18 protein-coding genes and 1 pseudogene are annotated in these 25,486 nt (G+C 67.4%); 13 read left to right on the forward strand and 6 right to left on the reverse strand.

Going from position 1 to position 25,486, the window contains the following annotated elements:
- Positions 1-280 precede the first annotated feature (280 nt).
- The 6 genes from AC1DUE_RS07060 to AC1DUE_RS07085 all read left to right on the forward strand — a co-directional run bounded on the left by AC1DUE_RS07060 (position 281) and on the right by AC1DUE_RS07085 (position 5,341).
- Positions 281-598, forward strand: coding sequence for a hypothetical protein (locus tag AC1DUE_RS07060; protein ID WP_477038691.1), 318 nt, complete (start codon positions 281-283; stop codon positions 596-598).
- A 114-nt stretch (positions 599-712) separates the two neighbouring features.
- The gene (locus tag AC1DUE_RS07065) at positions 713-841 is read left to right on the forward strand and encodes a zinc finger domain-containing protein (RefSeq protein ID WP_477038692.1); all 129 of its coding nucleotides are present in this window, start codon (positions 713-715) and stop codon (positions 839-841) included.
- 686 nt (positions 842-1,527) lie between these two features.
- Complete coding sequence (locus tag AC1DUE_RS07070; RefSeq protein WP_477038693.1) at positions 1,528-2,238, forward strand: vWA domain-containing protein; 711 nt, start codon at positions 1,528-1,530, stop codon at positions 2,236-2,238.
- A gap of 14 nt (positions 2,239-2,252) precedes the next feature.
- Complete coding sequence (locus tag AC1DUE_RS07075) at positions 2,253-3,278, forward strand: PP2C family serine/threonine-protein phosphatase (RefSeq protein ID WP_477038694.1); 1,026 nt, start codon at positions 2,253-2,255, stop codon at positions 3,276-3,278.
- A 122-nt stretch (positions 3,279-3,400) separates the two neighbouring features.
- Complete coding sequence (locus AC1DUE_RS07080; RefSeq protein ID WP_477038695.1) at positions 3,401-3,841, forward strand: hypothetical protein; 441 nt, start codon at positions 3,401-3,403, stop codon at positions 3,839-3,841.
- A gap of 3 nt (positions 3,842-3,844) precedes the next feature.
- A complete protein-coding gene (locus AC1DUE_RS07085; protein ID WP_477038696.1) occupies positions 3,845-5,341 on the forward strand; it encodes a type IV secretory system conjugative DNA transfer family protein in 1,497 nt (498 codons plus the stop codon).
- Between the two features lie 13 nt (positions 5,342-5,354).
- On the opposite strand, the gene AC1DUE_RS07090 is transcribed toward AC1DUE_RS07085, so the two are convergent.
- Together AC1DUE_RS07090 and AC1DUE_RS07095 are read right to left on the reverse strand one after the other, a co-directional pair.
- Positions 5,355-6,629, reverse strand: coding sequence for a hypothetical protein (locus AC1DUE_RS07090; protein WP_477038697.1), 1,275 nt, complete (start codon positions 6,627-6,629; stop codon positions 5,355-5,357).
- A gap of 64 nt (positions 6,630-6,693) precedes the next feature.
- Positions 6,694-8,004: a hypothetical protein gene (locus tag AC1DUE_RS07095; protein ID WP_477038698.1), complete on the reverse strand. Its 1,311-nt coding sequence runs from the start codon at positions 8,002-8,004 to the stop codon at positions 6,694-6,696.
- A 229-nt stretch (positions 8,005-8,233) separates the two neighbouring features.
- On the opposite strand from AC1DUE_RS07095, the gene AC1DUE_RS07100 reads away from it, so the two are divergent.
- The 4 genes and pseudogenes from AC1DUE_RS07100 to AC1DUE_RS07115 all read left to right on the forward strand — a co-directional run bounded on the left by AC1DUE_RS07100 (position 8,234) and on the right by AC1DUE_RS07115 (position 12,224).
- Positions 8,234-9,214 (forward strand): hypothetical protein, encoded by a 981-nt coding sequence (locus AC1DUE_RS07100; protein ID WP_477038699.1) that lies wholly within the window; start codon positions 8,234-8,236, stop codon positions 9,212-9,214.
- A 178-nt stretch (positions 9,215-9,392) separates the two neighbouring features.
- A pseudogene (locus AC1DUE_RS07105) lies at positions 9,393-9,620 on the forward strand (transposase); the annotation flags it as partial.
- 821 nt (positions 9,621-10,441) lie between these two features.
- A complete protein-coding gene (locus AC1DUE_RS07110) occupies positions 10,442-11,194 on the forward strand; it encodes a DUF2625 family protein (protein WP_477038700.1) in 753 nt (250 codons plus the stop codon).
- A gap of 850 nt (positions 11,195-12,044) precedes the next feature.
- Positions 12,045-12,224, forward strand: coding sequence for a hypothetical protein (locus AC1DUE_RS07115; protein ID WP_477038701.1), 180 nt, complete (start codon positions 12,045-12,047; stop codon positions 12,222-12,224).
- Positions 12,225-12,746: 522 nt separating this feature from the next.
- Here the strand turns inward: AC1DUE_RS07115 and AC1DUE_RS07120 are convergent.
- Positions 12,747-13,106 (reverse strand): hypothetical protein, encoded by a 360-nt coding sequence (locus tag AC1DUE_RS07120; RefSeq protein ID WP_477038702.1) that lies wholly within the window; start codon positions 13,104-13,106, stop codon positions 12,747-12,749.
- A 1,516-nt stretch (positions 13,107-14,622) separates the two neighbouring features.
- Here AC1DUE_RS07120 and AC1DUE_RS07125 point away from each other — a divergent pair.
- Together AC1DUE_RS07125 and AC1DUE_RS07130 are read left to right on the forward strand one after the other, a co-directional pair.
- On the forward strand, positions 14,623-15,396 hold the full coding sequence (locus tag AC1DUE_RS07125; protein WP_477038703.1) for a hypothetical protein: 774 nt from the start codon (positions 14,623-14,625) through the stop codon (positions 15,394-15,396).
- Between the two features lie 85 nt (positions 15,397-15,481).
- On the forward strand, positions 15,482-16,096 hold the full coding sequence (locus tag AC1DUE_RS07130; RefSeq protein WP_477038704.1) for a hypothetical protein: 615 nt from the start codon (positions 15,482-15,484) through the stop codon (positions 16,094-16,096).
- Positions 16,097-16,808: 712 nt separating this feature from the next.
- Here the strand turns inward: AC1DUE_RS07130 and AC1DUE_RS07135 are convergent.
- Both AC1DUE_RS07135 and AC1DUE_RS07140 read right to left on the reverse strand, forming a co-directional pair.
- Positions 16,809-18,041 (reverse strand): helix-turn-helix domain-containing protein, encoded by a 1,233-nt coding sequence (locus AC1DUE_RS07135; RefSeq protein ID WP_477038705.1) that lies wholly within the window; start codon positions 18,039-18,041, stop codon positions 16,809-16,811.
- 1,185 nt (positions 18,042-19,226) lie between these two features.
- Complete coding sequence (locus AC1DUE_RS07140; RefSeq protein WP_477038706.1) at positions 19,227-20,165, reverse strand: hypothetical protein; 939 nt, start codon at positions 20,163-20,165, stop codon at positions 19,227-19,229.
- A gap of 712 nt (positions 20,166-20,877) precedes the next feature.
- Between AC1DUE_RS07140 and AC1DUE_RS07145 the strand changes: the two genes are divergently transcribed.
- A complete protein-coding gene (locus AC1DUE_RS07145; RefSeq protein WP_477038707.1) occupies positions 20,878-23,223 on the forward strand; it encodes an RICIN domain-containing protein in 2,346 nt (781 codons plus the stop codon).
- A 693-nt stretch (positions 23,224-23,916) separates the two neighbouring features.
- Here AC1DUE_RS07145 and AC1DUE_RS07150 read toward each other — a convergent pair.
- Entirely contained in the window at positions 23,917-25,482 is a 1,566-nt protein-coding gene (locus AC1DUE_RS07150; protein WP_477038708.1) for an HD domain-containing phosphohydrolase, read from the reverse strand.
- Positions 25,483-25,486 lie beyond the last annotated feature (4 nt).

The following is a 25,486-nucleotide window of genomic DNA, read 5'->3' on the forward strand; positions in this document are numbered from 1 at the left end:
GTGGCGGCCAGGACTTACGCCAGTTCGCAGACTGTGCCCGAGTCGACCCCTCCCGTTGACCACGTCAACGGATCGGCTCAATTTCGGCCGGAGGCGACGGATCGCGGTTCGCGAACACGCAGGTAGGGCGTTCGCGCACGTCCGCCGAGACCCACCGAATCGCTTTCGATTCCCGCCACCTCCACGATCACCATGGCTCTGACCTGCGCAAATGTGCACGACTAGCCTCCTCAATGGTTGACACTGTCAACGGGCGCGCGTCAACACCGGCCCTGCGACGATGAGCCTGGTTACCTACGCGGTCGCCGTGCTCGATGCCGGGGCACAAGAGGTGCTCGACGTCGTCGGGCCCAGTATCCAGAGCCTGATGCCGCCGGAGCATGTGCACGCCTTCCTCGGCCTCGTCGACGCAGTCGAGCACAAACTCGATGAGGTCATCGATCCGATTCGAACGCGCCTGATGGACCAACTGATCGCTGAACTCGACCGGCCCCCTCGACCGCCCGCGGCCAGTTCGGGCGATGCCGGCCGACTCCTTCGAATCACGGACCACGCGAACGCGGAATCTCGTATCCCAACCGATCTACCTAAGCCGTGAATCTGACCATTGAGCCGGCCCCCTACGACGTTCCCGACGGACTGCTGGGAGCGGTCTATCCGAGACGTACTCGTCTGGACGATTGTTCACGTTGGTGAGCTAGCGTCCCGTCGCATGAGCAGATCTGCGCTGGACGTCGAGTGCCCGAGATGCGGCGCCAAGCCGGGGAAGTCCTGTCGGACGGCAGACCGCGTAAAGCGTTCGCCCCACGACCGCCGGATCGAGGCAGCCAAGAATGCGTGAGTCGCGCCTCATCGGATAGCGTGCAATCGAGTAGCCATCGTTGTTCAAGGACTTGGACCTGTGACCAGACAAGTCGGACTGCGAGTGCGCGATGGTGCGGTTGCGGAACATCGAAACAAGCTCATGCGTCGCGGCAAACGCGCGTGGGACTTCGACGAGTGCGGTCACCGGCCGGCGGACCCTTGAGGGGGAGAAGGTGCGGCGCCTTCCTGCGTGCGCTCGTATGCCCAGGGCGGGGGCGCAACCGACACGCCTACCGGCGGTTGGCGTTCGTCTCGGTGGTGCACGTAGGACTCGGTCCAGTGGCAGGGACGGCTGCCCGACCCGAGCCGGGCTGCTCCCACGAGCTCACCGGCGTCGAGGACAAGGGTCCACGACGCTCGTGCGGCAACACCCCCACGCACTGGTGCCCTAGTACAGGCAGGGGCATGGGACCACCGCCATGGGACAGGACCGTCTGTGATGTCGGACAAGGCTCAAAACAGCGCCAACCGGGCCACCCAAGCCGCCACCAGCCGGGGGTACGCCGACGCGGAGCGCCTTAGGACCGTGTGGCTGGACAGGGTGCGCGCGACGCCTTTGCCGAGCGGCTGACCAGGACAATTCACCCACAAGGGACCAGAGCCGGACGGTACGTTGGCGCGGGGCCGTCGGCCCACGTGCACACCACCGAGGGGCGACGCGCCGTGACGACCAACGAGCTGGGCATTCCCGTCAACAACGCGAACCGTGACCCGCGGGTGGCGTGCGCCCTCGTGGTCGACACGTCGTACTCGATGATCGGCGCACCTATCGAGGCGCTCGAGGCAGGGTTCGAGCAGTTCCGCACCAACGTCCAGCAAGACCCGGTCGCTCGCAAGCGTGCGGAGATCACTGTGGTGACCTTCAACACGCACGCGGAGATCCTCGTCCCGTTTCAGGAGGCGCGCGCCCTGTCTCCGGTCCGGTTCACGGCCGACGGATCGACGAACATGGCCGAGGGAATCAACGTGGCCCTCGACGAGGTCGAGGACCGCAAACGGGCGTACCGAGCCGACGGGATCGAGACGTACAGGCCGTGGTTCTTTCTGTTGACCGACGGGGCACCGAACCCTGGCGACGAGATCGACGTGGCTCTGGCCCGGTTGAACGCGGCCGAGCGGGCCAAGAAGGTGACCGTGTTCCCGGTCGGTGTCGGTGAGCAGGTCGACTGGGCGATGCTCGCTCGCGCGAGCGCGGAGCGGACGCCGATCAAGCTCGCGGGCCTGGAGTCGTTCACCGCGATGTTCCTGTGGCTGTCGGCGTCACTGTCGACGGTGTCGAGCTCCGGTAACCACTCGGCAGACGACGCCGCAGCCGAGCAGATCACCGAGCAGATCGCGCTGCCGCCGATCTCCGGCTGGGCCACGGTCGTCTAGGGCCGTTCGAGACGATGGGTGAGGCTGACGTCGTCGTGCCGCCGTTGACGTGGCGGGTCGCTGGCGGGTCGGTCGCTGGCACGTCGCACATCAAGGACGGTCGTGGTGGCGATGATGCGTTCGCCTTCTGGGTCTCCCCGGACGGGTCCTGCGTGGTCGCGGCTGTCGCTGACGGTGCCGGCAGCCAGACTGGGACGTCCGCGTTGGGCTCGTTCGCTGCGTGCGGGGCAGTGATGGGCGCCGCGTCGGCGCTCGCGTCTGCGGTCCTTGACCCGGTTGCCATCGTCGAGCAGGTACGTGCGACGTTCGCGGCGGCGCGGTCGGCCGTCCAGGCGAGGGCAAGCGAGCTCGGGCTGCCCGATGGTGCCCTCGCGACGACGATGGCGGTCGCGGTACTGCGCGCGGACGGCGCGGTCGTCGCTCAAGTTGGGGACGGAGCAGTGGTCTGCGACATCGACGGGCACGCTCGTGCGCTGGTGAAGCCCACCAAGGGTGAGTACGCGAACGAGACCGACTTCCTGACCCGTGCGGGCGGCCTGGATGATGTTCTGCTCGTCGAGCACGTGCCCGGCGGGGTGCGCCGGTTCGCGTTGAGCACGGACGGGCTGCGGTACAAGATCTTGCGGATCCAGGAAGGGTACGAGCCGTTCGAGCCATTCTTCACAGCTACCTGGGACCACGTCGCCACGGGGGTCCTGACGTCGACCGGCGTGGAGGAGCTCCTGCCGACGCTCGCGGACGACCAGGCCGAGGACGACCTGACGCTCGTCGTGGGCGCTCTGGGGTACGCGGTAGAGCCCGTCGGTGCCGGCTGGCCGTCGCCGGTGGTGTTCAGCGCCGAGCCATGGGTCGTCGGGGTCGACGGGCTGGACGAGTCCGGGATGCCTGTTGAGCGCCCGCGCGTCGCCGTGTCGGGCCAGTGGGAGGAAGGTCAAGCCGCGTGGGCGGCCTTGGTCGGCCATACCGAGGCGCCTGCGGACGAGGAGCCGGAAGACATCCGGGTCGTGCCCGAGACGCGGGGCTGGGAAGAGCTGTTGTGAGCTGGCCGAGTCGGTTCCTGGCGGTGCCGACTTCGGCGCTGACCCTCGGGGGGGAGCGGGTCGCTGCTACGGACAAGGCGACCCCTGCCCAGCTGGCCGGGTACGTGGCCCAGGTCCCCGCCGTGTACGAACGGCTCGCGGCTGGCTTCACCGCGGCGGACTTCGAGAAGATGCGAACCGCGCCGTTGAACGACCAGGAGCGCGCCATCGGTGAGACGTACGCCCACCTGTACTCGCCGGCCCGCGCCGACTCCCGACTGGAGGCTGAGTTTCAGGACGGCGTAGGGCTGGTCGTGACCCGCGGCCGGCACCGGTTCGACGCGGCGCGACAGCTTGGTGTTGAGGTCCTACCTGTTCACGTGCGCGCGCCGGACCCTGCGACTCTGGACCGGATAAGTGCCCAGCTGGAGGCGGAGGTCGCGCGGACGGCACCGCAGGTCGTCGAGCAGCAGCGCGCGCTGGATGACGTGCGCCGAGCGGCCACGCAGGGGCGCCGGCCTTCGCCGGACGGTGAGCGGGTCCGCCAGGTCGAACCGGAGCGTCAGCACGGATGGGAACGGTAGGTCGTGGGGCAGGCGTGGAAGATCCTGTCGGCGCTGACCAGCGGCACAGCACAGGCGGCGAACGCGGTCGGTCGTGCGGTCGGTGGGCAGGTCGAGGCGGGGATGGCGACCCGCGGCGGACGGGTCTCGCGTGACGGTGTCCTGGGCCCGGGGGACCCGCCACCACCGCCGCACGCCGGTGGGCTGTACGACTACCGGGGACTGGTGCCGTCGAAGACGTTGCGGAAGGTCGACGGGGCGTTCCCGCTGGGGCGTCTCATCGACCCGCACCGGGGACCGATCTCACCCCTGGGTATCGACAGCTGGGTGCTCGAGCAGCACGCCGCGATCATCGGACCGACCGGAGCGGGCAAGACGAGCTCGCTGATCGTGCCGTGGATCGCTGCCGCGCTGCGCGCCGGGCACTGCGCGGTCGCGATCGACGTGACGGGCAACCTCGTGGACAAGGTCGTCGAGTACGCGCAGCGGACCGGCCCGCTGGGCGCGTACGTCGCGCAGTGGGACTTCACGCAGCCCTCGAGGTCGGCGTCGTGGAACTGGCTCGCTGACCTGGGCCCCGGAGATGACGGTGTGGTCGCCGCGGTAGAGGCACTCATCGGGCGGGACAACCCGAACGACCCGCAGCCGTTCTTCGCGCAGCGCGACAAGCGGGTCCTGCGCGGCTTGATCGAAGCTGTGATCGCCACCGGGCAGCCGTCGGTGAGCACCTTGGTCGCGGCAGCGAGTGACCAGTCGCTCGTGCGGCGCCTCGCCGCGCTCGGCGGCCCCGGTGTTCAGCGGCGACTGTCGGAGGTCGCGACACTGCCGGCTGCCGACTTCCCCCGGGCGATGAGCGGTGTCGTGAACGCCGTGGACATCTTCGAGCACGCCGGAGTGCGGGCGGTCACGAGCCGTCAGGAGATCACGCTGGCCGAACTGACGACGGCACCGGCGCTGCTGGTGATCGGTGCGCCGTTGAGCGGGTCACGTACGTCCGTCGCGCTGTCGTCGTTGATGCTGTCGGTCCTGACCCGGCAGATGTACACCCGGTTCGGGCAGGCGCACGAACGTCGGATGTTCTACTTCGTCGACGAGGCGGCCCGGTTGGCTGATCGAGTCAACTTCGAGGAGCTGCTGTCGGTGTCGCGCACGGCGGGCATCTCGGTGGTCCTAGCGGCGCAGAACGTGGCGCAGTTCGCGGACAAGAGCGAACGGGCGACGATCTTGGACAACTGCGCGACGTACGTGGCACTGCCGTCGGTGTCGGATGAGTCCGCGACGTACTTCGCCTCGAGGCTGGGGTCGCGTGATGTGCCGGTCGTCGCGCAGAACCGGACGGTCGGGTCGTTCTCGTCGGGTCCGACGACGCAGTTCTCGCACTCGCTGGCTAGCGTCCCGGTTCTGGGCAAGCGGGAGATCATGGATCCGCCGTGGGGACCACGCTCCGCGTTGGTGCACTGTTCGCCGCTGGTGGCGGGGCCGTTCGCGGTCGACCTGACCCGCCCGGACCTGTCGGCGTAGAGGGCTCTGCCCGTCAGCCGGTGTAGGCGTCGTCACGGGTGAGGGACCCGTCGTCGTTGACGATGAACCAGGGGCGCTGGTTCCCTTCGCATCGGACCCGGATGACGCCGTCGGGCTCCTGCGTCAGGTCAGTGGGGAGGGGGTTGTCCGCAGGGCAGCTGGCGCGCCACGCGGGCTGCCCTGTTGCCGTCACGAACGCTGCGACAGCTCCGGCGGGTTGGCCGGGCTGGTCGAGCGTGAACAGCAGGGCGCCGCGGCCGGCGATGTGGACGTCCTGGCTGTAGTTGTTCTCCGGGGTGAGCTTGGTGTTGACGGTCCACGCTGGCGTCCCGGTGGTCGACGTCAGCGGGAATGCGCCCAGGATGTCGTACTGGGTCAGGCACTGCTGGCCGCTGCACGTGTCGGTTGCTGGGCCGCGGGCGGCGAAGGAGACCCACGTGTCGGCAGGGGTGGCGCCGGGGTGGACGTGGACGCTGTTCCGGTAGAGCTCGGGTGTGGTCGTGGTGGCGACGTAGGTGATGCCGTCCCAGACTTCGATACTGGTACACGGGCCGGAGCTCCCGAACGAACGGGGGCCGAAGGACGCTGCGGTCCACGTGTGGCCCATGCCTTCGTCGCCGACAAAGTCGGCGGTCGGCGCACCGTTGGGGCTGTCGTCGCAGACCGGGTCACGCACGGTCGTGTTGTTTCGTGCGGCGGTCGCAAGTTCCGCACCGCGCCACTGCGGGCCGACCTCGGGGATGATCGCGAAGGTCGCGAGAGCCGCGAGCGCGATTGCGGTGATGAGCCTGCCTGCTCGTCGGCGGGGGTTACGCAGGCCGGACACGAGCAGGACTACGGCGGCGAGCAGGGTGATTACCGTCAGGCCGGCCAGGTAGTCGTTCGTGAAGTAGTCGCCCGGCTCCCGTGTTGAGGTGTTGGTGAGCCAGGTGCCTTGAGGTCTCCAGAGGGTGTCGCGGAGCATCTTGGAACCGATGAGCCACGGGACCAGGACTGTCACCGATGTGACGAGCCAGACGACGAAGGTGCGGTTCGCGAACCTGCGGGTTGGTTTGGGCACGTACGGGATGGGAGCCGGTGCGGCTTGGGCGGCCCGCTTGGCTGCCTGTGTCGTGAACGGGTGCGGTGTCGGTGCCTTCGGCGGTGCGGTGGACTTCATCGCGGGTGGTGCGGGGATGGGTGGCAGCGCCGTCTGCTGCGTGGCCGCCGTTGCCGTTTGAGCGCACCAGGGGCAGCTCTTGTTGTGGTCGGGGTAGATGTGGCCCGGGTTGCGGGTGCAGGTGGCCATCACACGGTCCGCGGGGTGTCACGAGTTCGGGGGGTCCCGGCGCTCGGGGGGCTCATGGCTCGAGTCACGGTGCTGGGGGCCGCAGCGTCAGGGTTCCGTCGGTGTTGACGGTGTAGTGGTCGGTGGGGTTGCCGCCCTTGTCGAAACCGTTGGGGACGAAGCACAGCACCACGGGTCCCTGGTCGTCGACGTAGAACTGGCCGGCACGAGGCGCCTCGGCGGGGCACCTGGCCTGGAACGCGACCTGCCCGGTCGCCGCGGACAGCGCGGTGACGACGGACGCGTCCGTCAGGGCATGCTCGAGGGCCATGAGGTAAGGGCCGCTCGGGTAGACGTACTCGTACCCGAGGCCGCCGGTCGAGTCGGTCGAGGAGAAGAGAGTTGCGGTCCATCCGACAGCGTTGCCGGTCAGGGGGAACCCGTTGATGACGACGTACTGCATGGCGCACGTCTCGCTGCCACAGTCGTACGGCGGTCCCGGGGTCAGGAACGTTCCCCACGTGTCCGCGGGCGTTGCTCCTGGGTTGAGGGTGAGACTCTTCGTGAGAATCTGCGGCGCGGGGATCGAGGTGACAAGGACGTTGCCGTCCCAGACCTCGATCGTGTCGCAGACGGAGGGGGTCGAGTCGAACAGACCGCCGCCGCGGCCGCTGGTGTCGGGGACGACGGCGGTCCAGTTGTGCGGGATGCCGGCTTCGCCGGCGAAGTACGTGGAGCTTTCAGTGCTGCATCCGCCGTAGTGGGTGGTGGTCGCGAGGTCCTGTGCTGTGGCGAGTTCCGCGTCGTGCCAGGTTGTGACAGCTACGGGTGCAAGACCTGCGATCGCGCCTGCGGCGAGTACGGCGCCGACGAACAGGCGTCCGATGCGGCGTCGGGGGTTGGCCATCGCGGACACGATCAGCAGCGCGCCTGCGAGTGCGGTGGTGAGGGTCAGGCCGGCGAGGTAGTCGGTTCCGAAGTACGTCCCGTTGGCTCGGGCTGTTGTGTCGTTGACGAGGGCGTCGTGCGGGCGTCCGAACGAGTCCCGCAGGACGAAGGCGCCCAGGAGCCAAGGGATCACGACGGTCAGTGCGGTGGCGAGCCAGACGATGAAGGTGCCGTTCGCGAACGCGCGATGTGAGTCCGGGGGCGCCTTCGGGACCAGGAGCGACCCGGAAACCGGCGCCGGCGGCTGGGCGGCCGCGGGCCGCTGAGTGAACGACTGAGGAACTGGTCGTGGTGCCGGGGCCGGGTCCGGGGACCGCGGCACTGGTGGCGCGGAGATGGGTGGCAGCGCGGTCTGGTGCGTGGCCGCCGTGGCCGTTTGGAGGCACCACGGGCAGTGCGCGTTGTGGTCGGGGTAGACGTGGTTCGGGTTGCGCGTGCAGGTGGCCATCACAGGGTCCGCGGGGAGTCAGGACACATCCAGACTGTCCGACCTTCCGTGCTCGGCGGGCGCGACGTCGGGGCCGCGCTACAAGCCCGCGAGTGGTGCCTACAGTACGCAGCCGCGCCTGGGCTGCGCCTGCCCCTTTGGGGGTGAATTGCCCGGTCAGGTGCCAGGCGCTCCTCTACTGTGGCCCAGGATGTGGGAGGCAGGCGTGCTGGCAGCGGCGGGAGGTCACGTGGAGCAGTTCCGACTGGGCGCCGGTCCGCGTGTCAGCCTCGGTCTTGAGCTCAAGAGCGCCGGCGAGGGCCGCATCACTGAGGTCGCGGGTCATCCGGAGTGGGTCGCGAAGATCTTCCACACGACGTTCACTGGGGTGGCCAACGACCGTGATCTGCACGAGAAGCGTGAGCGGCTGAACCGGAAGCGCGAGAAGGTTCCGGTCTTGGTGGCGAACCGTCCACCGGGTTGGCGAGACGCGAGCGGGCACGTCGTGCTGGCGTGGCCGTCGGAGGTCCTTCTCGAGGGTCGCACGGTCGTTGGTTTCGTGATGCCGAAGGTTGACCTGTCCGATGCGGTCGAGCTTCACCAGGTGTCGAACACTTCGGACCGGGCTGACCCGATGCCCTTGGGGCCGCAGTGGGTCCGCAATGTGAACTTCAGGCACCTGGTCTACATCGCCCGGAACCTGTCTGCGGCGGTCGGCGCTGCGCACCTGACGGGCGCGGTCATTGGGGACTTCAACGAGCGCAACGTGCTGGTCGCGCCGACCACCCAGGTCTCCTTGGTCGACTGCGACTCGATGCAGATTCGCAAGGGAAGCACGATCTACCCGTGCGAGCTGGCCCGCCCGGAGTACACGGCGCCGGAGCTGCAGCGAACCAAGACGCCGGTGATGACACCTGAGTCGGACTTCTTCGCGTTGGCGGTGCACATCTACAGCTTGCTGATGGACGGCGCCCACCCGTTCCAGGGCGGCACGTGGAGCGGGGCGGGTGAGCGCCCCGGCGCTGTGGAGCGCATCAAGTTGGGTTACTACTCCGGTGGACCGAACTCGCCGGTGTCGCCGATGCCTTCCGCGTTGCCGATGAGCTTCCTGCCGCCGTTCGTGCTCGACCTGTTCGAGCGGGCATTCGCCGGCGGCATGCGGACCCCGTCGCGGCGCCCGTCGACTCTCGAGTGGGGTGATGCGCTGACCCGTCTCCTCAAGACGCTTTAGGTCGTTGGGATCGCAGCGTCAGGGAGCGCTGACGAGGTCAGGGGTCGAGTAGCGCTCTAGCGCGTTCCGCGTGGCGTCCAGCCGGAACTGCGCGAAGCCTCGGGCACCCGAAGCCGACCAACGGGATGAACCGCCCCGGGATTGATGGAGGCTCTCAACCCCCCGGAGGATGAGAGTCATGGCAGCACCGAGGAAGTACCCGGACGAGCTCCGGGAGCGGGCGATCCGCCTCGTGTTGGACAGTCGGGCTGAGGGATCGGTCACGGGTGAGTGCACCCGGATCGGCCGGCAGCTGGGGATCAACCCCGAGACGTTGCTTGGGTGGGTGCAGCGTGCCGAGATCGATGCCGGGCAGCGGCCCGGCACGACGAGCTCGGATGCGGAGCGGATCGCGGCGTTGGAGCGGGCGGAGCACGGACCGAGTGACCTCGACAAGCGCCCGCGCAAAGCCCCTTTCCCCGGACACCTAGCCGTCGCGAGGTGACGCCATTCTGCAGTTGCTGTACCGGCTCGTCGGGCGACGGCAGTACGCCCGGCAGTACCGAGAGTTGTTCCCCGGGCAGCGGTCCCCGCGACGACCGGCGCAGCTCACGACCCGGTCGGGGTGAGCATGCAGTTTCGGTGCCGGAGGGGACGTGTTGACCACGTCAAGGGGTCGGCCCGATTCGGGTCTGGAACGACAGATCCGTGATCGCGGACGTGCAGATCAGACGTTCGTCATCGTGCGCCGAGTCCTGCCGAAGCGCCTTCGATTCCCGCCACCTCCACCCCTTTTAGGGCGCTGACCTGCACAAACGCGCGGATCGGAGCTGCAAATGGTTGACGCCGTCAACATCTGCGTCAACATGGCGGGCAGCCTGTGAGTCGACTTGCCGGCCGGCTCTGCGGCGCCGTTTGGCGACAAGCACGCCGCCACGACGAGCGCGAAGGGATCGACACCAGCGCTTGACGATGTGAGAACAGCGCTGTGCCCCCGGGGCTTGGGAGTGCAGCGCAGTTCGGTCTTGGCCAGTTACGCCAGGCGGACGTAGTGCCGCAAATTGCGGAAGCCGTTGGTGCCCTGCCGCTTGTGCTCCAAAGGGATCTGTTGCCCAGACGGGCAGTTGTCGTGATCGAGGTAAACGTCAGGGTCCGTCGGATCGGTCTGCGACACGATACGTTGCCAGCGACGGTGTAAGCCGGGCTCGTGCACATCACCCGGGGACGCACGACGGGATGGGGGCCCAAGTGGCCAGGTGGGGCAAGAAGGCAACGACGCTGACGCCGTCGGCCGTGCCGCGTTCGATAGAACAGTTGCACGACGTCGATCAGCCCGCCTGGCAAGCGCTTCGGGAGGCAATCGAGGCCGCGCAGGTGTCCGTCGTCCTGCTTCCCGCCGATGCAGAGCGCGCCGGCATCGTCCTCCACCGGCTCCAGGTCAGCACCGCATCGACGCTCGGCGCACTGGCCGCGCATTGCGGCGGCCTCCTAGTGGATCACGGTTGGCTGCGCATCCTGGGTGGAGGCTGCGGCGAGTTGCCGGATCTGGCCGAGGCCAACCTCCTGCCGCGGGCAGAGCAGGCCGGCGCACCGCCACAGCTCGTCGTGGCCTACGACGTGCTCGGTGGAGTCTTCACGATCGACGGTGGTGGCCTGGGTGTCGCGGCCGGCGAAGTCTGCTATTGCGGACCGGACACGTTGTCGTGGGAGGCACTTGGGACCGGCCACTCGGGCTTCGTGTACAGCGCTCTTGCCGGCGACTTGGGCGACTTCTTCGGCACGCAGCGTTGGCCCGGCTGGGAACGGGACGTTGAGGCTTTGACCCCTGGCCTGGGTCTGTCGTTGTATCCGCCACCGTTCACTCGGCAGGGCCAGGACATTGCGGCCGTGTCGCGTCGTCCTGTCCCGTTCAGCGAACTCCTCGACTTCTACGGGGAGATGGCCGCTCAGCTCGCCGGAATTCCGGACGGACAGTCGGTCTCGTTCCGCGTGACTGAGTAGGCCGTGCGGTCGGGCGGACCCGGCACTGCCGCGCAGGAGGCCTTCCTTCAGGTAGGCGGATTCGGCCGGATGGGCGGGCTCGGCGGCGCGCGCGCATTGACTGAACTCCTGTCGACCACGTCAACGAAACGGCTCCGGATCTTCGGACGCGTCGGAGGGGGCCTCTCAGCGGAGTCGCAGGTCAGACGTCCGCCGGCTCGTGGCAACAAGAGTCGTATCGTCTTGATTCCCGCCACCTCCACCAATCTTGCCTCTCTGACCTGCGCAAACGTTCAGACCGGCGGCGAAGTCTGTTGACGCCGTCAACTGGCCATGCCCCTCCCGGCGGAGACGACACCGGCTGTCGGCGCGTTCCTCCGCCGCGACACTGCCGTCGGCGACCAGCACGGACTCATCGACGACATACCCCTGGGCGGCGTCGCTGGCGACCGCGGGGCTTGACGAAGCTGCCGACACGTCGCCCGACCCTGCCACTGCGCGCACGTCCCTCACGCTCGCGCGACGATCCCTTGAACGCTGCCCAGATGCTCGACGCGGCCGAAGCGGTGGCTGCTTGAGGAGACCGCAAACCTCGGTGGGTGAGGGCGAACCGGAGTGCGCCACAGCGCCCCTTCGACGTCGACATCCGCTGTTTCGCGGGCCGCGTCGTGAAATCCTCACCAGATGACACAGGAACGCTCCACGTGCAACGGGCAGACGTGACGGCAGCGGCGCGGGAACTAACGTGTAGTCGCTGCGGTATGGAGCGCGCCGAGTGGTTGGTGACCGGCAGTGAGCAGTCGGGTGCCCCCCCGGGCGTGTCCTGCTCTATTGCGACGCATGCCGAGCCGAATGCTCCGGGAGCCTTGCTGTGGCTATCCCGCTGGCGCTGGTCCTATCTGATGTACCGCGCGTGATGCGGTTCCTGTACGACAAGCACCTGACTGCGAGCGACCCCGCGACGGCAGCGGAGGTCCTCGAGTTCGACCCGTCGGGCTGGGTCGAGCATGGGCAGGCCGCCCTTCGCCGACGCCGCGCCAACGGCGAGTAGCGGACAGCCCATTTTCGGTCGTGACACCTGAGTTGCCGTATGAGGACCGTTGCCCGCAGCGCATGCAGCAACCCGTCGATGTGCGCGGCGACTGTAGCCGTCCAGCCGAGTACATCTAGTCCAACGTCACAAGTGGATGCCGAATCGGACTGTCGAGCTACGGCGCCAGCCGGGTAGCCGACGAGCCGCGCGCCAGCGAACGTCCGAGCGCGGCATTCCCTATCGGCGACGATCGAGATCCGACCACTGCACCGAGGTTCTCGTGCCTGACCTGGACGTCGGCGCCGAAGGTGTCAGCGAAGATCTCGCCGAGTCAATCGGCGCGCGGTACGTCACCGAACCAGCCAAGCACTGGGCGTAGCAGGCGTATGGCGGGTATCCGGGATCGGCGGGCACCGAAGTGGTACCGCAGGACCGCTCGGACGTAACTAAGTCGCTCGTTGAGGTTCGGCAGCAGATCGATCAACTCGTCGTACGAGCGGAGTGTGCGGATCCAGGCTTTGAGCAGAGTCGCCGCGAGGTTCAATGTGGATTCGGCAGAAGGACGGCTAGAAGCTCGATCAACGCCCTGGCCTCGCGTTTCCCTGTGCCCTGGAGAGGAGACCTTTGCGGTGGGTCACCGCGCAGCAGCAGCCCTGTGACCTCCTCGGCGACGACCACCGCTCGATCGGTGGTACCGCGAGCATACGCACGGCCGTCGATCGCTCGAACAGCGGCAGCCAGAACGATGAACTCTGCAACGGCCGCCTCGGCCAAACTCGGCAGTCCGGTGATTGGACGGCCACCTTCGAGCGCGATCGGCAGTCTCGATGCGGCGCGCGCTGCCGCCGCCTCGTTCACAGCATTCGCGAGCTCGTGTGAGCCGGCAAGCTCGATTGCCATGGTGGCAATCGCCTGCTCCCGCTTGATGGCCGGGGCGGCACAGCCTGCGCTCGAAAGTCGTGGACGGCGAAGACCTCCGGTCGTGGAGTGGGACTGCTAAAGGTCCGCTACGACCAGGAGGTCGGGACTTCTGACAGACCGAGGCGTGCCGGGAAGTCGCCCGACGGGACCGACCACCTCGTCCGCATCGGGCGCAAGCTAGACGGCACGCCGCGCGGTCCCGGAGTGCAGCGACGGGCCCATCGTGCTCACCGTGTTCATGCAACTGCTCGGCGCATGGCAGCTGGGCGGCAGTGTGACGGCGACGCCCGCGACGACGGGCCGCAGACGGGAGCGACTTCGGGCCCGGCAGGCGACGCCGCACACGCGTTTGGCCCGTCGCGCGACCAAGAGAGTTCGGATGCGTCTCATTGCGAGGCTTGCTGTCGCCGATCGTGCGGCGCTCGTGAATGGCGGTCCGCGGCCGACGACTCGCATGCTGCCCACAGAGGAGTTCGGATCTCAGAAGACCCGTTCGCCGTATCCCACGTCGCATCCGTTGTACCTGCGGATGGAACCGGCCGTGGACCCACAGGCCACGACGCCGGCAGTTGGGCCCATCGACTTCACCCTTAGCGGGAAAGCCGCGTCCGAGTCGCTTGTGCTTCGATTCCAACATGTTGCTGTCGCGAGCTAGGTCGATAGCTCTGTTGTGCGCTGTCGCCGTGACGTGCACCGCGTGCGGCTCGGCCCCTAGCGGGGCGCCGGAGACCAGCGCGAGCACACCGTCCGCGATTGATCTGGTCTTGCTCGCGGCATGCGGAGACTCGGGCTATGCCGAGTGGACCGCCCCAGCGAACGCCGTCGGCTACAAGTGCAATGGAACATCTGACGGATATGACGGCTTCGTTAAGTTTTTCCCGAACGACGCGGCCGAGGCTGATTTTCTCAACGACTTGCAGTGTGTCGGAGCTGTAGTTGCTGGTCCCGGCTGGGTCGTTCATCAACTCGGGTCCGCGACGGCGAAGGCCGACCTCCTGATGCTCAATGGTGCCCAGTCATTGTGCTGACAATGGGTTAATACCGCCAGCCCAGACGAATTGACCGATGCCGACCTCGGGACCATCCAGGAAAGTCTCAACGGGCGCCTTCGTCAGACCTTTGACTGGATGGCACCGTCAAAACGGTCCACACAGCTCGTTGCGACCACCACACGCGCCGGACGTTTTGCACCGGACGGCAACGACCGCGCCCAGAACTCGTACGCCGCGACGGCCAGCTGGTCGATCGCGCGCCTCTGGGCGACGGGGCCACCTGGTCCGCCTGTACTCGTGCCTCAATTCATCCTGACCCGAAGGGCCGGGCAGTTGGTGCTAGCGACCTGTTCGTCCCGGGCGATTCGGTCCCTCGGGTCGTGTTGCATCGGCACTTTTCACCCTGGCCAAAGACTGGCAAAGCACCCGAGACCTACGAGAGCCGTTCCCCCGTAAGGGTCAACAATCGCCCCGTGTCAGTGCTAGATGCCAGCCTGGGAGCCATGCACCCTCGCAAACCGATCCTCGCCCTTGCCGCCGTGGCTGTTGTTCTCGTGCTTCTCGAGGCGTGCTCAGCTCCGCCTGAGAAGGCGGACACCGTGGGCGGCCCGGCGGTGACCTCCAGCGTCACCCCGACCAGCGAGCCCAGCACCGCACCGGTCGTTGAAGCCAAGACCTTGAATCAGGCGCAGATCGATGCGGCACTGCTGACGCAGGCAGACATGCCGAGCGGCTGGACGGAAGACACCACGACACCAACTGCTGAAGACGACAGCGCCGACGCGGCCGATGGCGCTGAGGACGTATACGCGCCGGCGGAGTGCAAGGCCATTACGGAGAACATGCGCGGGGACACAGTCGACAAGGAACCCGTCGCATCTGGCAAGGCGTCATTCAGTACCGTCGACTACCAGTTCCTAGCGGAGAACATCGAGACGTGGGAGTCCACTCTCAACCAGTCGGCGCTCGAGACGCTCACGACGGCCCTCTCGGCATGCCCGTCGTACACAACGACAGCAGCGGACGGGACCGTGACGCAGTACACGATCACTGCACTCGACATGCCGAACTACGGCGACCGCACTTTGGCAGTCCGACTCGCGATCGGTGGTGACGCTGGCATGTTGGGGACGATCACGCTCACGCTCGACGTTGTTGTCGTCGCGTCCGGGAACGTGTCGGTCAGCATCCTCGCTGGAGGCTTCACCCCGGTCGACCCTGCCATCACCCAGCAGGCCGCCTCGAGCGCTATGGCGAAGGTGAATGCGGCCTCGTGAGCGGAGAGGTCGAGTGTCGGGCTCAACCACCTACCCGCAAAGACCGATGGCCAATACAGGGCCCATACGGCCCACCCACGCGAGAGTGAGCACGCTCATGCATGCCCGTACCCACGTTGCTGCCATCTCCAGCGCCGCTGTTGCGCTCGTCCTTACTCTGGCAGCCTGTTCCCCGACGACCCCTATCGTCGACGATGAGGCGAAGGCACCCGCCGTGGTTCAAACTCCGGACAAGCCTTTGGAGACACCCCCGGCCAAACAGTCCGCGACCCCAACGCCCGCCGGACCGTCGGTCCAGGTCTGGGGGCAGGGCATCACCTATGCCGACGGCCTGGCCGTCACGATCGCCCAGCCCACCGGTTTCGCCCCGACGGAATACGCCGCCGGCACCGAGGGCTTCTCGTCGTTCGTCACCTTCACGATCACGGTGACGAACGGGACCTCCGATGCGTGGGATCCGTCGATGTTCAACGTCGAAGGCACCAGCGGCGGCGCACCGATGTCTGAGGTGTACGACAGCGGGAACGCCGTGGCCATGGGTGGGGCACCGTCGGCGTCGATCTTGCCCGGGCAGTCCGTGACCTGGCCCGTCGCCTTCGGGGTGGCGAACACCGCGGACATCACTCTGGACGTCATGCCGGGATACGACCCGGACTTCACCGCGTATGCCGATGCGTTCTGGCAGGGTGCCGCGGCCTGATCGTCGGCCGGTGTCCGGGCCGCAGGCTACCCATCGCAGCGAGTGACGCCGCGACGCCCCCGTCATGTTTCTTGAGCAGCACTTGCAGGCGTGGAGGTGCAAGCGCTTCGCCGGCCGTTGCCGTCATGGTCGTCTCGGACGCGCGGGCTGCGAGTCTGCCCGGAACACGGTCATACCCGACGCGTTGACCGGAGGCTGGATGGTGCGTCGGCCTCGCCGCCGACCATCGAGCTCTGGGTGAGATCGTGTTGACCATGTCAACGGATCGGCGCGGATCGGGTCGGGAGCCGAGGATCGGCGATCGCAGACGTGCAGATCAGCGGCCCGCTGGTGGCCGGCGGGACCCGTCGAATCGCCTTCGATTCCCTAGCGACCGGCCGACCAGCCCGGTGACTTCTACGTCGCCGTGTGCGGCGAACCCACGGCCTGGTCTACCAAGGTGTCACGAACGAGGGGTATTGGGCCGGCCCCGTACGGACCCTGTTCGAGGAAGCGCAGACGGACCGGTCGGGCCACGAGCGCGCGCAGGCGTTCGTTGCCTTCTGCTCACCGTCACTGGTGATCTGCGGACCAGTCGAAGCCGCGCAGTAGGGGTCGGCGTCCCATCCGCCGCCCCGTTGGTGTCAGTGGCGAGTGGCATGGTTGCGTTGCAGCGTTCGAAACGGTCGCCTCGGACACGTGCGAGTAGGCCCAAACAGCGGGTCCGCGCTTGCTAAGGCTGGGTGAGGTCGCGGCCGTGCTGCAAGACGGCCGCGATCCAGTCGGCGTTCGTCTCCTTGACACCCAGGGCAGGCTCAGCTTCCGTCGTCGACATCATCGACCAGACCGACAGCGCGTCGATCGCCCAGACCGCCGAGACAAGTGCTAGCGCCCGCTGCAGACGCTGCTGGGTGGCGTAATCAAGGGACGCCCACTCGACGATCTCTGCGCCCGGGAGCCGGTGGTCGAGGTCCTCGAGCAGACCGGCGCCTTGTGTGGCGAGCTCGGTCAGGATGTCGGCCTGTTCGTCGGCCCATGCCCACGCCTGCGAAAGCTCGTCGCGTTGTGCAGCCTGAGTTCGCTCTGCCTCCGTGAGTCGGGCGGCGTCGTCCTTGACCTGAGCTCGCAGCTGCATCGTCTTGAAGACCAGCAGCCCACCAGTAGCGATCAGCACTGGAAGAGCGACGATTCCCTTCAAGACGAGCTCTCCACCGGCAATGCCACGGCCATTGGTCGCCAAGGAGCCGCCTCCGAGCCATGCCAACGTGGCTTTCTGCTTCGCGGCGCCGTTCAGGCCCGCGATCGCCGCGCCGGTCGAAGCTCTCGCGTACGCGCCGACGGCACCGTAAACGGCGTGGCCGCTCGCTACGCCGATCTGGTGCGAGGCTTGGACGACCCTGATGCCGGTGGCCATGCTCATGGAGACCTCACCAAGCTCGCGGACCGACTCCCGCACTCGCGCGTCCAGGGTGAGGGCCGGCCCAGGGGGACGCGGCTGACCGGCCGGGGAGCTAAGCCCGGGTACCCGTGCCGCGAGCTCCATGAACGGGTCTACGAGCCTGTCGCGAGCGTTCTCCGACGCGATCATGGACACCTCGAACCGAGCGTGTGTCTCGCGTTGCAGATACTCGGCTTCCTCGGCGACAGCCCGCTGCCGGTGGACGTTGTCGACTGCCTCGGGACCGCCAGCGGCTCGCAAGAACAGGTCCGGGACCGTTGACGAGCTGGCACCTCGCTGGCGGGACTCTTCCAAGAGCAACGCGGCCGCGGCTCGGTCCAAGCCATCCTGGGAGACGTTCAGCGTCTCGCAGATGCCAGCCAGACGATCAGCAGTCGGCTCGGCGCGCCCGTGCTCGACCTTCGCCAGGGCGACGCGCCCTCCGGCGCCGTAGCCGGCCTTGTCGGCGAGTTCCTTTTGAGTCAGCTTGGCGGCCTCACGGAGACGACGGATCGTGCGTCCACGCACGACTGCGAATGTCGAGGGACCCACGAGACGACCCTTCCGCTACACGGACCATTGTCGTGTTTCACGCTACAAGGTATGTAGCGTCAAACGCTACAGCGGCAAGGGGTGAACCAGAACCACCTGCGATCGACGCAGGGCCACGGGAATGGAACCCCCCTGGCGCCAAGCGCGAACTGTCAGCGAACTACCAGCAGCTCCCAGGCTGAAGGTGCGCGCATCGAGGGTGCTGAGGACGGCACCTGCTTCTCTCCGCGAGTTCAAAGGACGTACCGCGTGACGATGGCATCTACCGGTGTTCACCCGCGACAGTGACCCCGCGAGAGGGGGCGCCGCGGGACGATGATGCTCGTGACCAGCGCAGCATGCTTTGTGAAATGGAGCACCCGAGGCGCTGGGCACGTCCACCATTGCAATCAGCCTGGCGTCGGGCACCCACCGATGCACGAGTGCGACTGCGGATCCCTCTTTCCCGTCCGGGACTACAACCGAGCCGCCCAGGCGCAGCCGATCCCAGCCAGGACGAGCCCGCCAGCGGTGCCTGCGTCCAGCGCCGCGGCGCGGCCTCTCGCGCCGCTCAGTGACGAAGAACGTGCAGCTGGCCGGCGGTTCTACAAGAGGCTCGTTTGGTCGATCATCGTTGCCGGGACAATCGGGTTCGTAGCCCTGCAGGTCGCAGCGAGCAACGAGAAGCCCGAACCTGTCGGATGTATTTACTACCCTGGCGACGACGGCATCTACGGCACCGCAGACGACACAAGTACGTCCTGGAACAAGGTGCCCTGTCCATAGGGCAGGGCATGTCGACGCCGGGCGAAAGCTGACCCCCTGGTGCTGAACCCGCCCGTCGCGAAGGGGTTCACCTTCAGGCGTCGTTGACAGGCCGGCCAGCCGCCGCGAAAGCCGCGCCGTGGACAAGCTGGCGAGCGGCAGCTGCGGCATCGACGAGGGGCTCGCTCGATCTGTAGTCGGGTGCGCTTGATCGGTGGTGAGCCTCCACGAGATCCGGCCGAATAGGCGGGCTCGGCCGGGCATGCGCAATTGATGAGCTCCCGTTGACCATGTCAACGAAGCGGGTCCTGATCTGAGGATAGCGTCGAACGGGCGTGGGCGAAGCTGCAGATCAGGCGCCCGCGGGTTCGTGTCAACGGACGCCGAATCGTCTTCGATTCCTGCCACCCTCCTCAACTATGACTGCTCCCGCGAGTGTCCATCGGCTGTTAGGCGCAGGATCTCGCCGATCTCGTGCCCTCGGTCGGTCGCCGGGCCGACGCTGTCGAGCAGGCCTTGGAGGGCCCTTCGATCGTTGTGGTTTAGGTTTCCAGCGATCTCTGCATGTCGGCGTAACGCACGAAGGGCCCAGTACTGGTCGAAGGGTCGGTTGTCCCGTCGAAGGGCGGAGTGCGCGAGAGGGTCGATGAGGGCCACGTCCGGAAGGGTGTGGAGAAAGACGTAGCTTGCGAGCCGGATGCCGCGATCTTGGTCACCGAGCCACGCCGCGGCATCAAGTGCCTGCGAGTTTCGGTTTGCCGCGAAGAGGGAGATCATCTCGCTAACGACACCCGTCATCTCTTCGGTCCGCTCGCTCCCAGATCGTTTCTCGGCACGAATGTCGTTGTACTTCGAGGCCAATTTGCGAGCCTCGCGCTCAACATCGACTCCTGGCGGAGTCGACTTTCGTTCGGGAACTCGATTTACGGAGATGCGCACCAGCTCTTCGAGTTTGGCTGCGCTGGCCTCAGCGCCCCGAGCATGGTTCTCAGCGGATCTGGCAGCGTCGGCCGCTTCGGTCACCCTCAAGCCAGCTGCCTCTGCACCTTCGAGGGAGAGCGCAGCACTCTTCGCTGACTCTTGAGCGCCAGACAGGGCCCGCTCGGCGCTCAGCGCCGCATCTTGAGCGCTTTCTGCTGCTGCCTTCGCGTCAGCCACGTTTCTCTTCATCGAGACGCCGAGCATGGCCACCTCGTTGAGGTCGAAGAGCAGCGTGGCAACCAACAGCAGAAGGACCGCCGAAACCAGGACGGGCGGATCGGCGGCTTGGAGGTGCCGACACGTCTCGACGACTTTGCCGGCGCCCGTCAGCTGCTGATCGCAGACCCTTACCGTCTGGAAGAGCGTTGCAGTCACGACGAAGATAATCACTAGCAGAACGACGGCGCGCCGAGATCGAGGACGGGCCGGCGTGTTTGGTGATGCCATCGCACCCGTTGTGCCTGCCATTCGGCCATCATCTCGGTCCAGGGGCAATCTGGATACCCAAAGGACGAGCGCCGACCGTCCAGTCTCGCTAGACGCCGAAGCACCGGCTATGCATCTAGCGCATCCGGGTTCACGCCGGCACGGGTCTCCGGGGTTTGCACCTGATCGCCATTGGTCAGCCCTACGAGTACGGCCAAATCGGCTCGTGAGCGGGGGCGCAAACCGATCACCGTTCCTGACGTCACGGAACCTTCGCCGTCCCGCATGCTCAGCAGCGCCACGGCCCGCTCGGTGGTGGACAAGCGAGCCGGTGGACCCATCACCGAGCACCCGGGAACCAGACTCACGAAGGGCGCCCCCTTGCGGTCGAGCGTAGGTAACCACACCTCTTGACGGCCATGTCTGGCTCCAGGGCCGCGACGGCTGAGATCACCGACGGTGTCGGCCGACGAGCGACAGACCATACATCACATGTAGTATGTGTCCCGAATCTGTGCGACTTACTTCGCCTAGTGCGAGTGCGCAGAGCCGGCACCGGCACCCCCAGAACAACGATGTTCGGAGGACTCAGATGAATCGCACGTCTCGGCGTCTGGCGGCCGCACTCGCGGCCGCAACGCTGGTAGCGGGATCGGCGCTCTTGAGCGCGACTCCCGCCTTCGCCGCCACCACCACCTACTACGCCTCGCCCAGCGGCAATGGAACCGGTTGCACCTCGAGCTCGCCGTGCTCGATCTCGCAGGTGAAGACCACGGTCCGGCAGAACCAGGCCTCAGCGTCGCCGACCGACGTCGTGGTCGTGCTCAGCGGCGGCCGCTACCAGCTCTCCTCGCCGCTGAGCTTCACCGCCGCCGACGGTGGGCGCACCACGACGACGGTGCGCTGGACGGCCGCCCCGGGCGCGACGCCCGTCCTGACGGGCTCGACGCCCGTGACCGGGTGGAGCTCGTACGACTCGGCGAAGAACATCTGGGTCGCCTCGACGCCCGTCGGGGTCGACACCCGGGATCTCTTCGTCAACGGTGTCCCGTCGCCGCGCGCGTCGGTGACCATCGCCCGCAGCGACATCCAGATGACCGCCACCGGATTCTCCATCTCGAACCCGGCGCTCAACTACCTTGCGGGTCTGCCACAGAAGAACCGACTTGAGCTGCGCTCCATCGGGCACTTCACCGACCGCTACTCGCCGGTCTCGACCATCGTCGGCAACACGGCGACGATGACGCAGCCCGCGTGGAACAACAACCTCTGGGGGTACGACACCATGCAGGCGCCGATCTTCGGCGGACACGGGCTGAGCATCGAGAACTCTCTCTCGTTCATCTCCCAGGCGGGCCACTGGTACATCGATCCCTCGGCCGGACGTCTGCATCTCAAGCCGGCGAACGGCGTGAACCCGTCGTCGCTGGATGTGCAGCTGCCGCGCCTCGAGAGGCTCATCGACATCAGCGGCAGCTACACCGCCCCGGTGCGCAACCTCAGCTTCGAGGGCCTCCAGTTCTCGGGAACCAGCTGGTTGGCGCCCTCGGGACCGAATGGCTACGCCGTGCAGCAGACCGGGGCATACCTCGCCGGGTCCTACTCGTACTACCCCTCCAACGCCATCACGAGCTGCAGCCAGGGCTGCGCCGCCTTCGAGCGGGCCCGGACCACGTGGAACCAGTCGCCGGCGGCCGTCCAGGTCTCTGCGGCAACGGGGATCTCGTTCATCCGCAACACGTTCGTGAACCTCGGTCAGACCGCGCTCGGGATCGGCAACGACGCCAACGCGAACGCGAGCGGCGTGGGTCTGGGCGCGTCCAACATCGACGTCGTCGGGAACGTGTTCACCCAGCTGGGGGGAGGAGCGGTCGTCGCGGGCGGCGTCCGGGCCGACGCCCACCACCCCAGCATCCCGGCCATGACCAACTCGGACGTGCTCATCCAGGGCAACACCGTCACGAAGACCTCCTTCAGCTACCGGGAGAACTCCGGCATCCTGTCGACCTACGTCGACTCTGCTCGCATCCTGCAGAACGAGGTGTTCGGCCTGCCGTACGACGCGATCGACATCGGGTTCGGCTGGGGCACGAACGACGCCGGCGGAGCCCAGGACTACGTCGACCGCGGGTACTACCAGTACAACCCCAAGTACTCGACCCCGACGACGTTCCGGAACAACCTCGTGGCGAACAACCTGGTGCACGACACCAAGCAGATCTTCAGCGACGGTGGCGGCATCTACTCGCTCTCCGCGTCGCCGGGCACGGTGATCCGCGAGAACTACATGTACAACCTGCGGAACACGGTCGGGCTGTACCTGGACGAAGGATCGCGCTACATCACGGCGACGAACAACGTGATCCGCAACTCCAGCCCCTGGGTCTTCGCCAACACGGGCGGGACGCGCAACACGAAGGACAACACGGTCGACAACACCTGGCACATGGGTGGGGCCGTGCAGGGGGACTTCTCCGCGGGAACGAACAACCGCATCACGAACGACCACCCCGTGACGGGTTCGACCTGGCCGGCGGCGGCGCAGACGATCATCTGCAACGCCGGCGTGCCCGCGCAGTACCGCACGTCGCTCAACGCACCTGGGTGCGGGACGCAGGGCGCCGCCACGCAGGTCGTCGGGGTCGCGTCCGGGCGCTGCATGGATGTGCCGGCCGCCAGCACCAGCAACGGCACTCAGACCGCACTGTGGGACTGCCACGGCGGGACGAACCAGAGCTGGACCTACACCGCGAGCAAGGAGCTAGTGGTGTACGGCAACAAGTGCCTCGACGCGAACAACCAGGGCACCAGCAACGGCACCGCCGCGATCATCTGGGACTGCAGCGGCCAGACCAACCAGCAGTGGAACGTCAACGCGAACGGCACGATCACCGGCGTCCAGTCCGGACTGTGCCTCGACGTCAGCGCCCTCGGCACCGCCAACGGCACCAAGATCCAGCTATGGGCCTGCACCGGCGGAACCAATCAGCAGTGGACCCGCAGCTGAGCCCGTCCTGAGCTCGTCCGCGTCGCAGTCGGGTCGTCTCGTCCGGCCCGGCTGCGACGCGCCCAGCGTTGCCTCGCAGCACCACAGGTCGGGTGTCACGTCGCCATGCAGACCCAGGCTTCCGAGCCTGGCTGTACGTCGGCTTGGGAGTGCGGCCTGCTCCGACGACGACCAGACTCGGCTCTGGCAGTTCCATACGTGGGCCGACGAGCTCGCTGCGGCAGCGCCACGACGAGGAGTGTGCGGCCTTGTGTCAGGCCGGTCTGGCTCGAGGCGGAGATGGGGGACTGGTCGGGGGCCGGCACCCGTCGCCGGCGCCCTCGTTCCTGGCGGTCGATGAATGTCATGTATTCGAAAGCATCTTCGGCAGGTCCAAACGGGCGGCTGAGGGCCGCGTTGACTCTGTCAACGAGCGAGCCCGAATCGAGGAGATCTGCCACAGTCGGTCGAGAGCATGCGCGCAGATGGCAACCCCGGACCACCATGTTCCGACGACTCCAAGATGCTTTCGACTCCCGCCACGTGCGCGATGTGTACCCGTTGACCTGCTTAAATGCGAGCGATGGGGGCGTCGATGGTTGAGCCGCCGTCGGAAGATCCGCACCGCAGGCCGACGAGTTGCGCTGCGCGCGACGGCCGCCCGATCGCTCGCCGATTGGCGACACGACCGCGACAGCCGCGGGACGGCTTCGATCAGTCAGGCGGTGGCGCCGGGACGAGCCCATGGTCCAGCGCGTACAGGCTGGCCCCGATGCGGTTGTTCACACCGAGCTTGGCGTAGATCCGCTCCACGTGGTTGCGCACCGTCTTCTCCGAGAGCGTGAACCGCTGGGCGATCCGCCGGTTCGACTCGCCCTGCGAGACGCGTACGAGGATCTCGACCTCGCGCGGCGTGAGCCGGTCCTCGCGCGGTGTGCGCTTCGCGCGAGGATGCCCCGCCGCAGCGAGCACCGCGCGGACCGCGGAGTCGTCCAGCGCACCGGCGGAGGCCCGGCTTCGCAGTCGCTCCGCGGCCTGGGCGGTCGACTGCGCCGCGCGGTACGGGCGCGGCTCCAGCGCCGATTCGTAGGCCACCGCCGCGGCGAGGACCCGGTCGGGCGCCGGCAGTGACGCGGCGGCCAGTGCGCGCGGGTAGCCACCACCGTCTGGCTGTTCGTGATGGTTCGCCGCGATGCGTGCGACATTGCCGAGACCGCTGACCCTGTCGAGGATCCTCGCGGTCAGGTACGGGTGCAGGCGGACGCGTTCCCTCTGCTCCGCCGAGAGGTTCGCCGCGCTCTCCCATATGCGGTTGGAGACCCCGATCCGGCCGATGTCGTGCACGTGACCGGCCCGGCGCAGAGCGAGTTGGTCGGCGGCGTCCAGTCCGAGTAGCCCGCCGGCGCGCGCGGAGAGGTCGGCGACGGCTCGTGAGTGGCCGAGAGTGAACGGGCACTTGAGGTCGACGAAATCGCCGAGCGCGATCAGGATCCGGTCCAGCTCGACAGCCGTCAGCGCGGACTTGTCAGGGGCCTCCGCGAGGGCGGCGTCCCAATAGCTGCCGAGGTCCGGCGCGGCCAGCAGGGCTGTCGGATCGGAGAGGAACGCATCAGCGACCGCGGGGTCGAACTGGCCTCCACGTCGAGATCGCACCATGTGCTCGGCGCCGCCGGGTCCGTAGGTGCGGTCGTGCACCTCGACGAGATCGGCCAGCTGCGCCACCCGCATCTCGATCGGCAGGTGGTCGCCCGCCAGGGCGTGCGGGGCGCCCGTCCCGTCGTACCGCTCGAACGTCGCGGCCAGCACGGCCTGGACGCGCGGCGACAGCCCGATCTCGGCGGCAAGCAGCGACGCAGAGGCGCAGTGCGAATGCACCAGCTCACCCAGCTGCCCTCTGGGGCCGCGCATCAGCTGCCCGATCACCTTGATCCGTTGCGGCAGCGGCGCGCCGCGGGCGACGTTGCCCATCAGGAACCGCATGTACGGCAGGCCAGCCCAGTCGACCAGGTACGCCGCTTGTTTGACGGCGATGTCGTCACCGAACCATCGGACGTACTCGTGCGAGTCGGCGTGGCAGCCGATCCACATGACGAGCGTGGTGTGGAACGTCGTGTCCCGTTGTGTGCGGGTCAGCCCGAGCCTGTCGGCGAGCCTGGTGGCGATGACCGCCGACCGAAGCACGTGCTCAGCCGGCTGTCCCAGCCCCAGGTCGATCGCGATCGACAGTGCGGCGAGCAGCTCGGTCAGGCGGGTCGCGCCCGCGCCCTCGGGACCAGACACGCTC

It is taken from the genome of Cellulomonas sp. P4_A2, assembly GCF_056402515.1.

What these genes read in the sequence shown, in the direction of transcription:
- AC1DUE_RS07060 (WP_477038691.1), top strand. Translation starts at nt 281, where the DNA reads ATGAGCCTGGTTACCTACGCGGTCGCCGTGCTCGATGCCGGGGCACAA.
- AC1DUE_RS07065 (WP_477038692.1), top strand. Translation starts at nt 713, where the DNA reads ATGAGCAGATCTGCGCTGGACGTCGAGTGCCCGAGATGCGGCGCCAAG.
- AC1DUE_RS07075 (WP_477038694.1), top strand. Translation starts at nt 2,253, where the DNA reads ATGGGTGAGGCTGACGTCGTCGTGCCGCCGTTGACGTGGCGGGTCGCT.
- AC1DUE_RS07090 (WP_477038697.1), bottom strand. Translation starts at nt 6,629, where the DNA reads ATGGCCACCTGCACCCGCAACCCGGGCCACATCTACCCCGACCACAAC.
- AC1DUE_RS07095 (WP_477038698.1), bottom strand. Translation starts at nt 8,004, where the DNA reads ATGGCCACCTGCACGCGCAACCCGAACCACGTCTACCCCGACCACAAC.
- AC1DUE_RS07120 (WP_477038702.1), bottom strand. Translation starts at nt 13,106, where the DNA reads ATGGCAATCGAGCTTGCCGGCTCACACGAGCTCGCGAATGCTGTGAAC.
- AC1DUE_RS07125 (WP_477038703.1), top strand. Translation starts at nt 14,623, where the DNA reads ATGCACCCTCGCAAACCGATCCTCGCCCTTGCCGCCGTGGCTGTTGTT.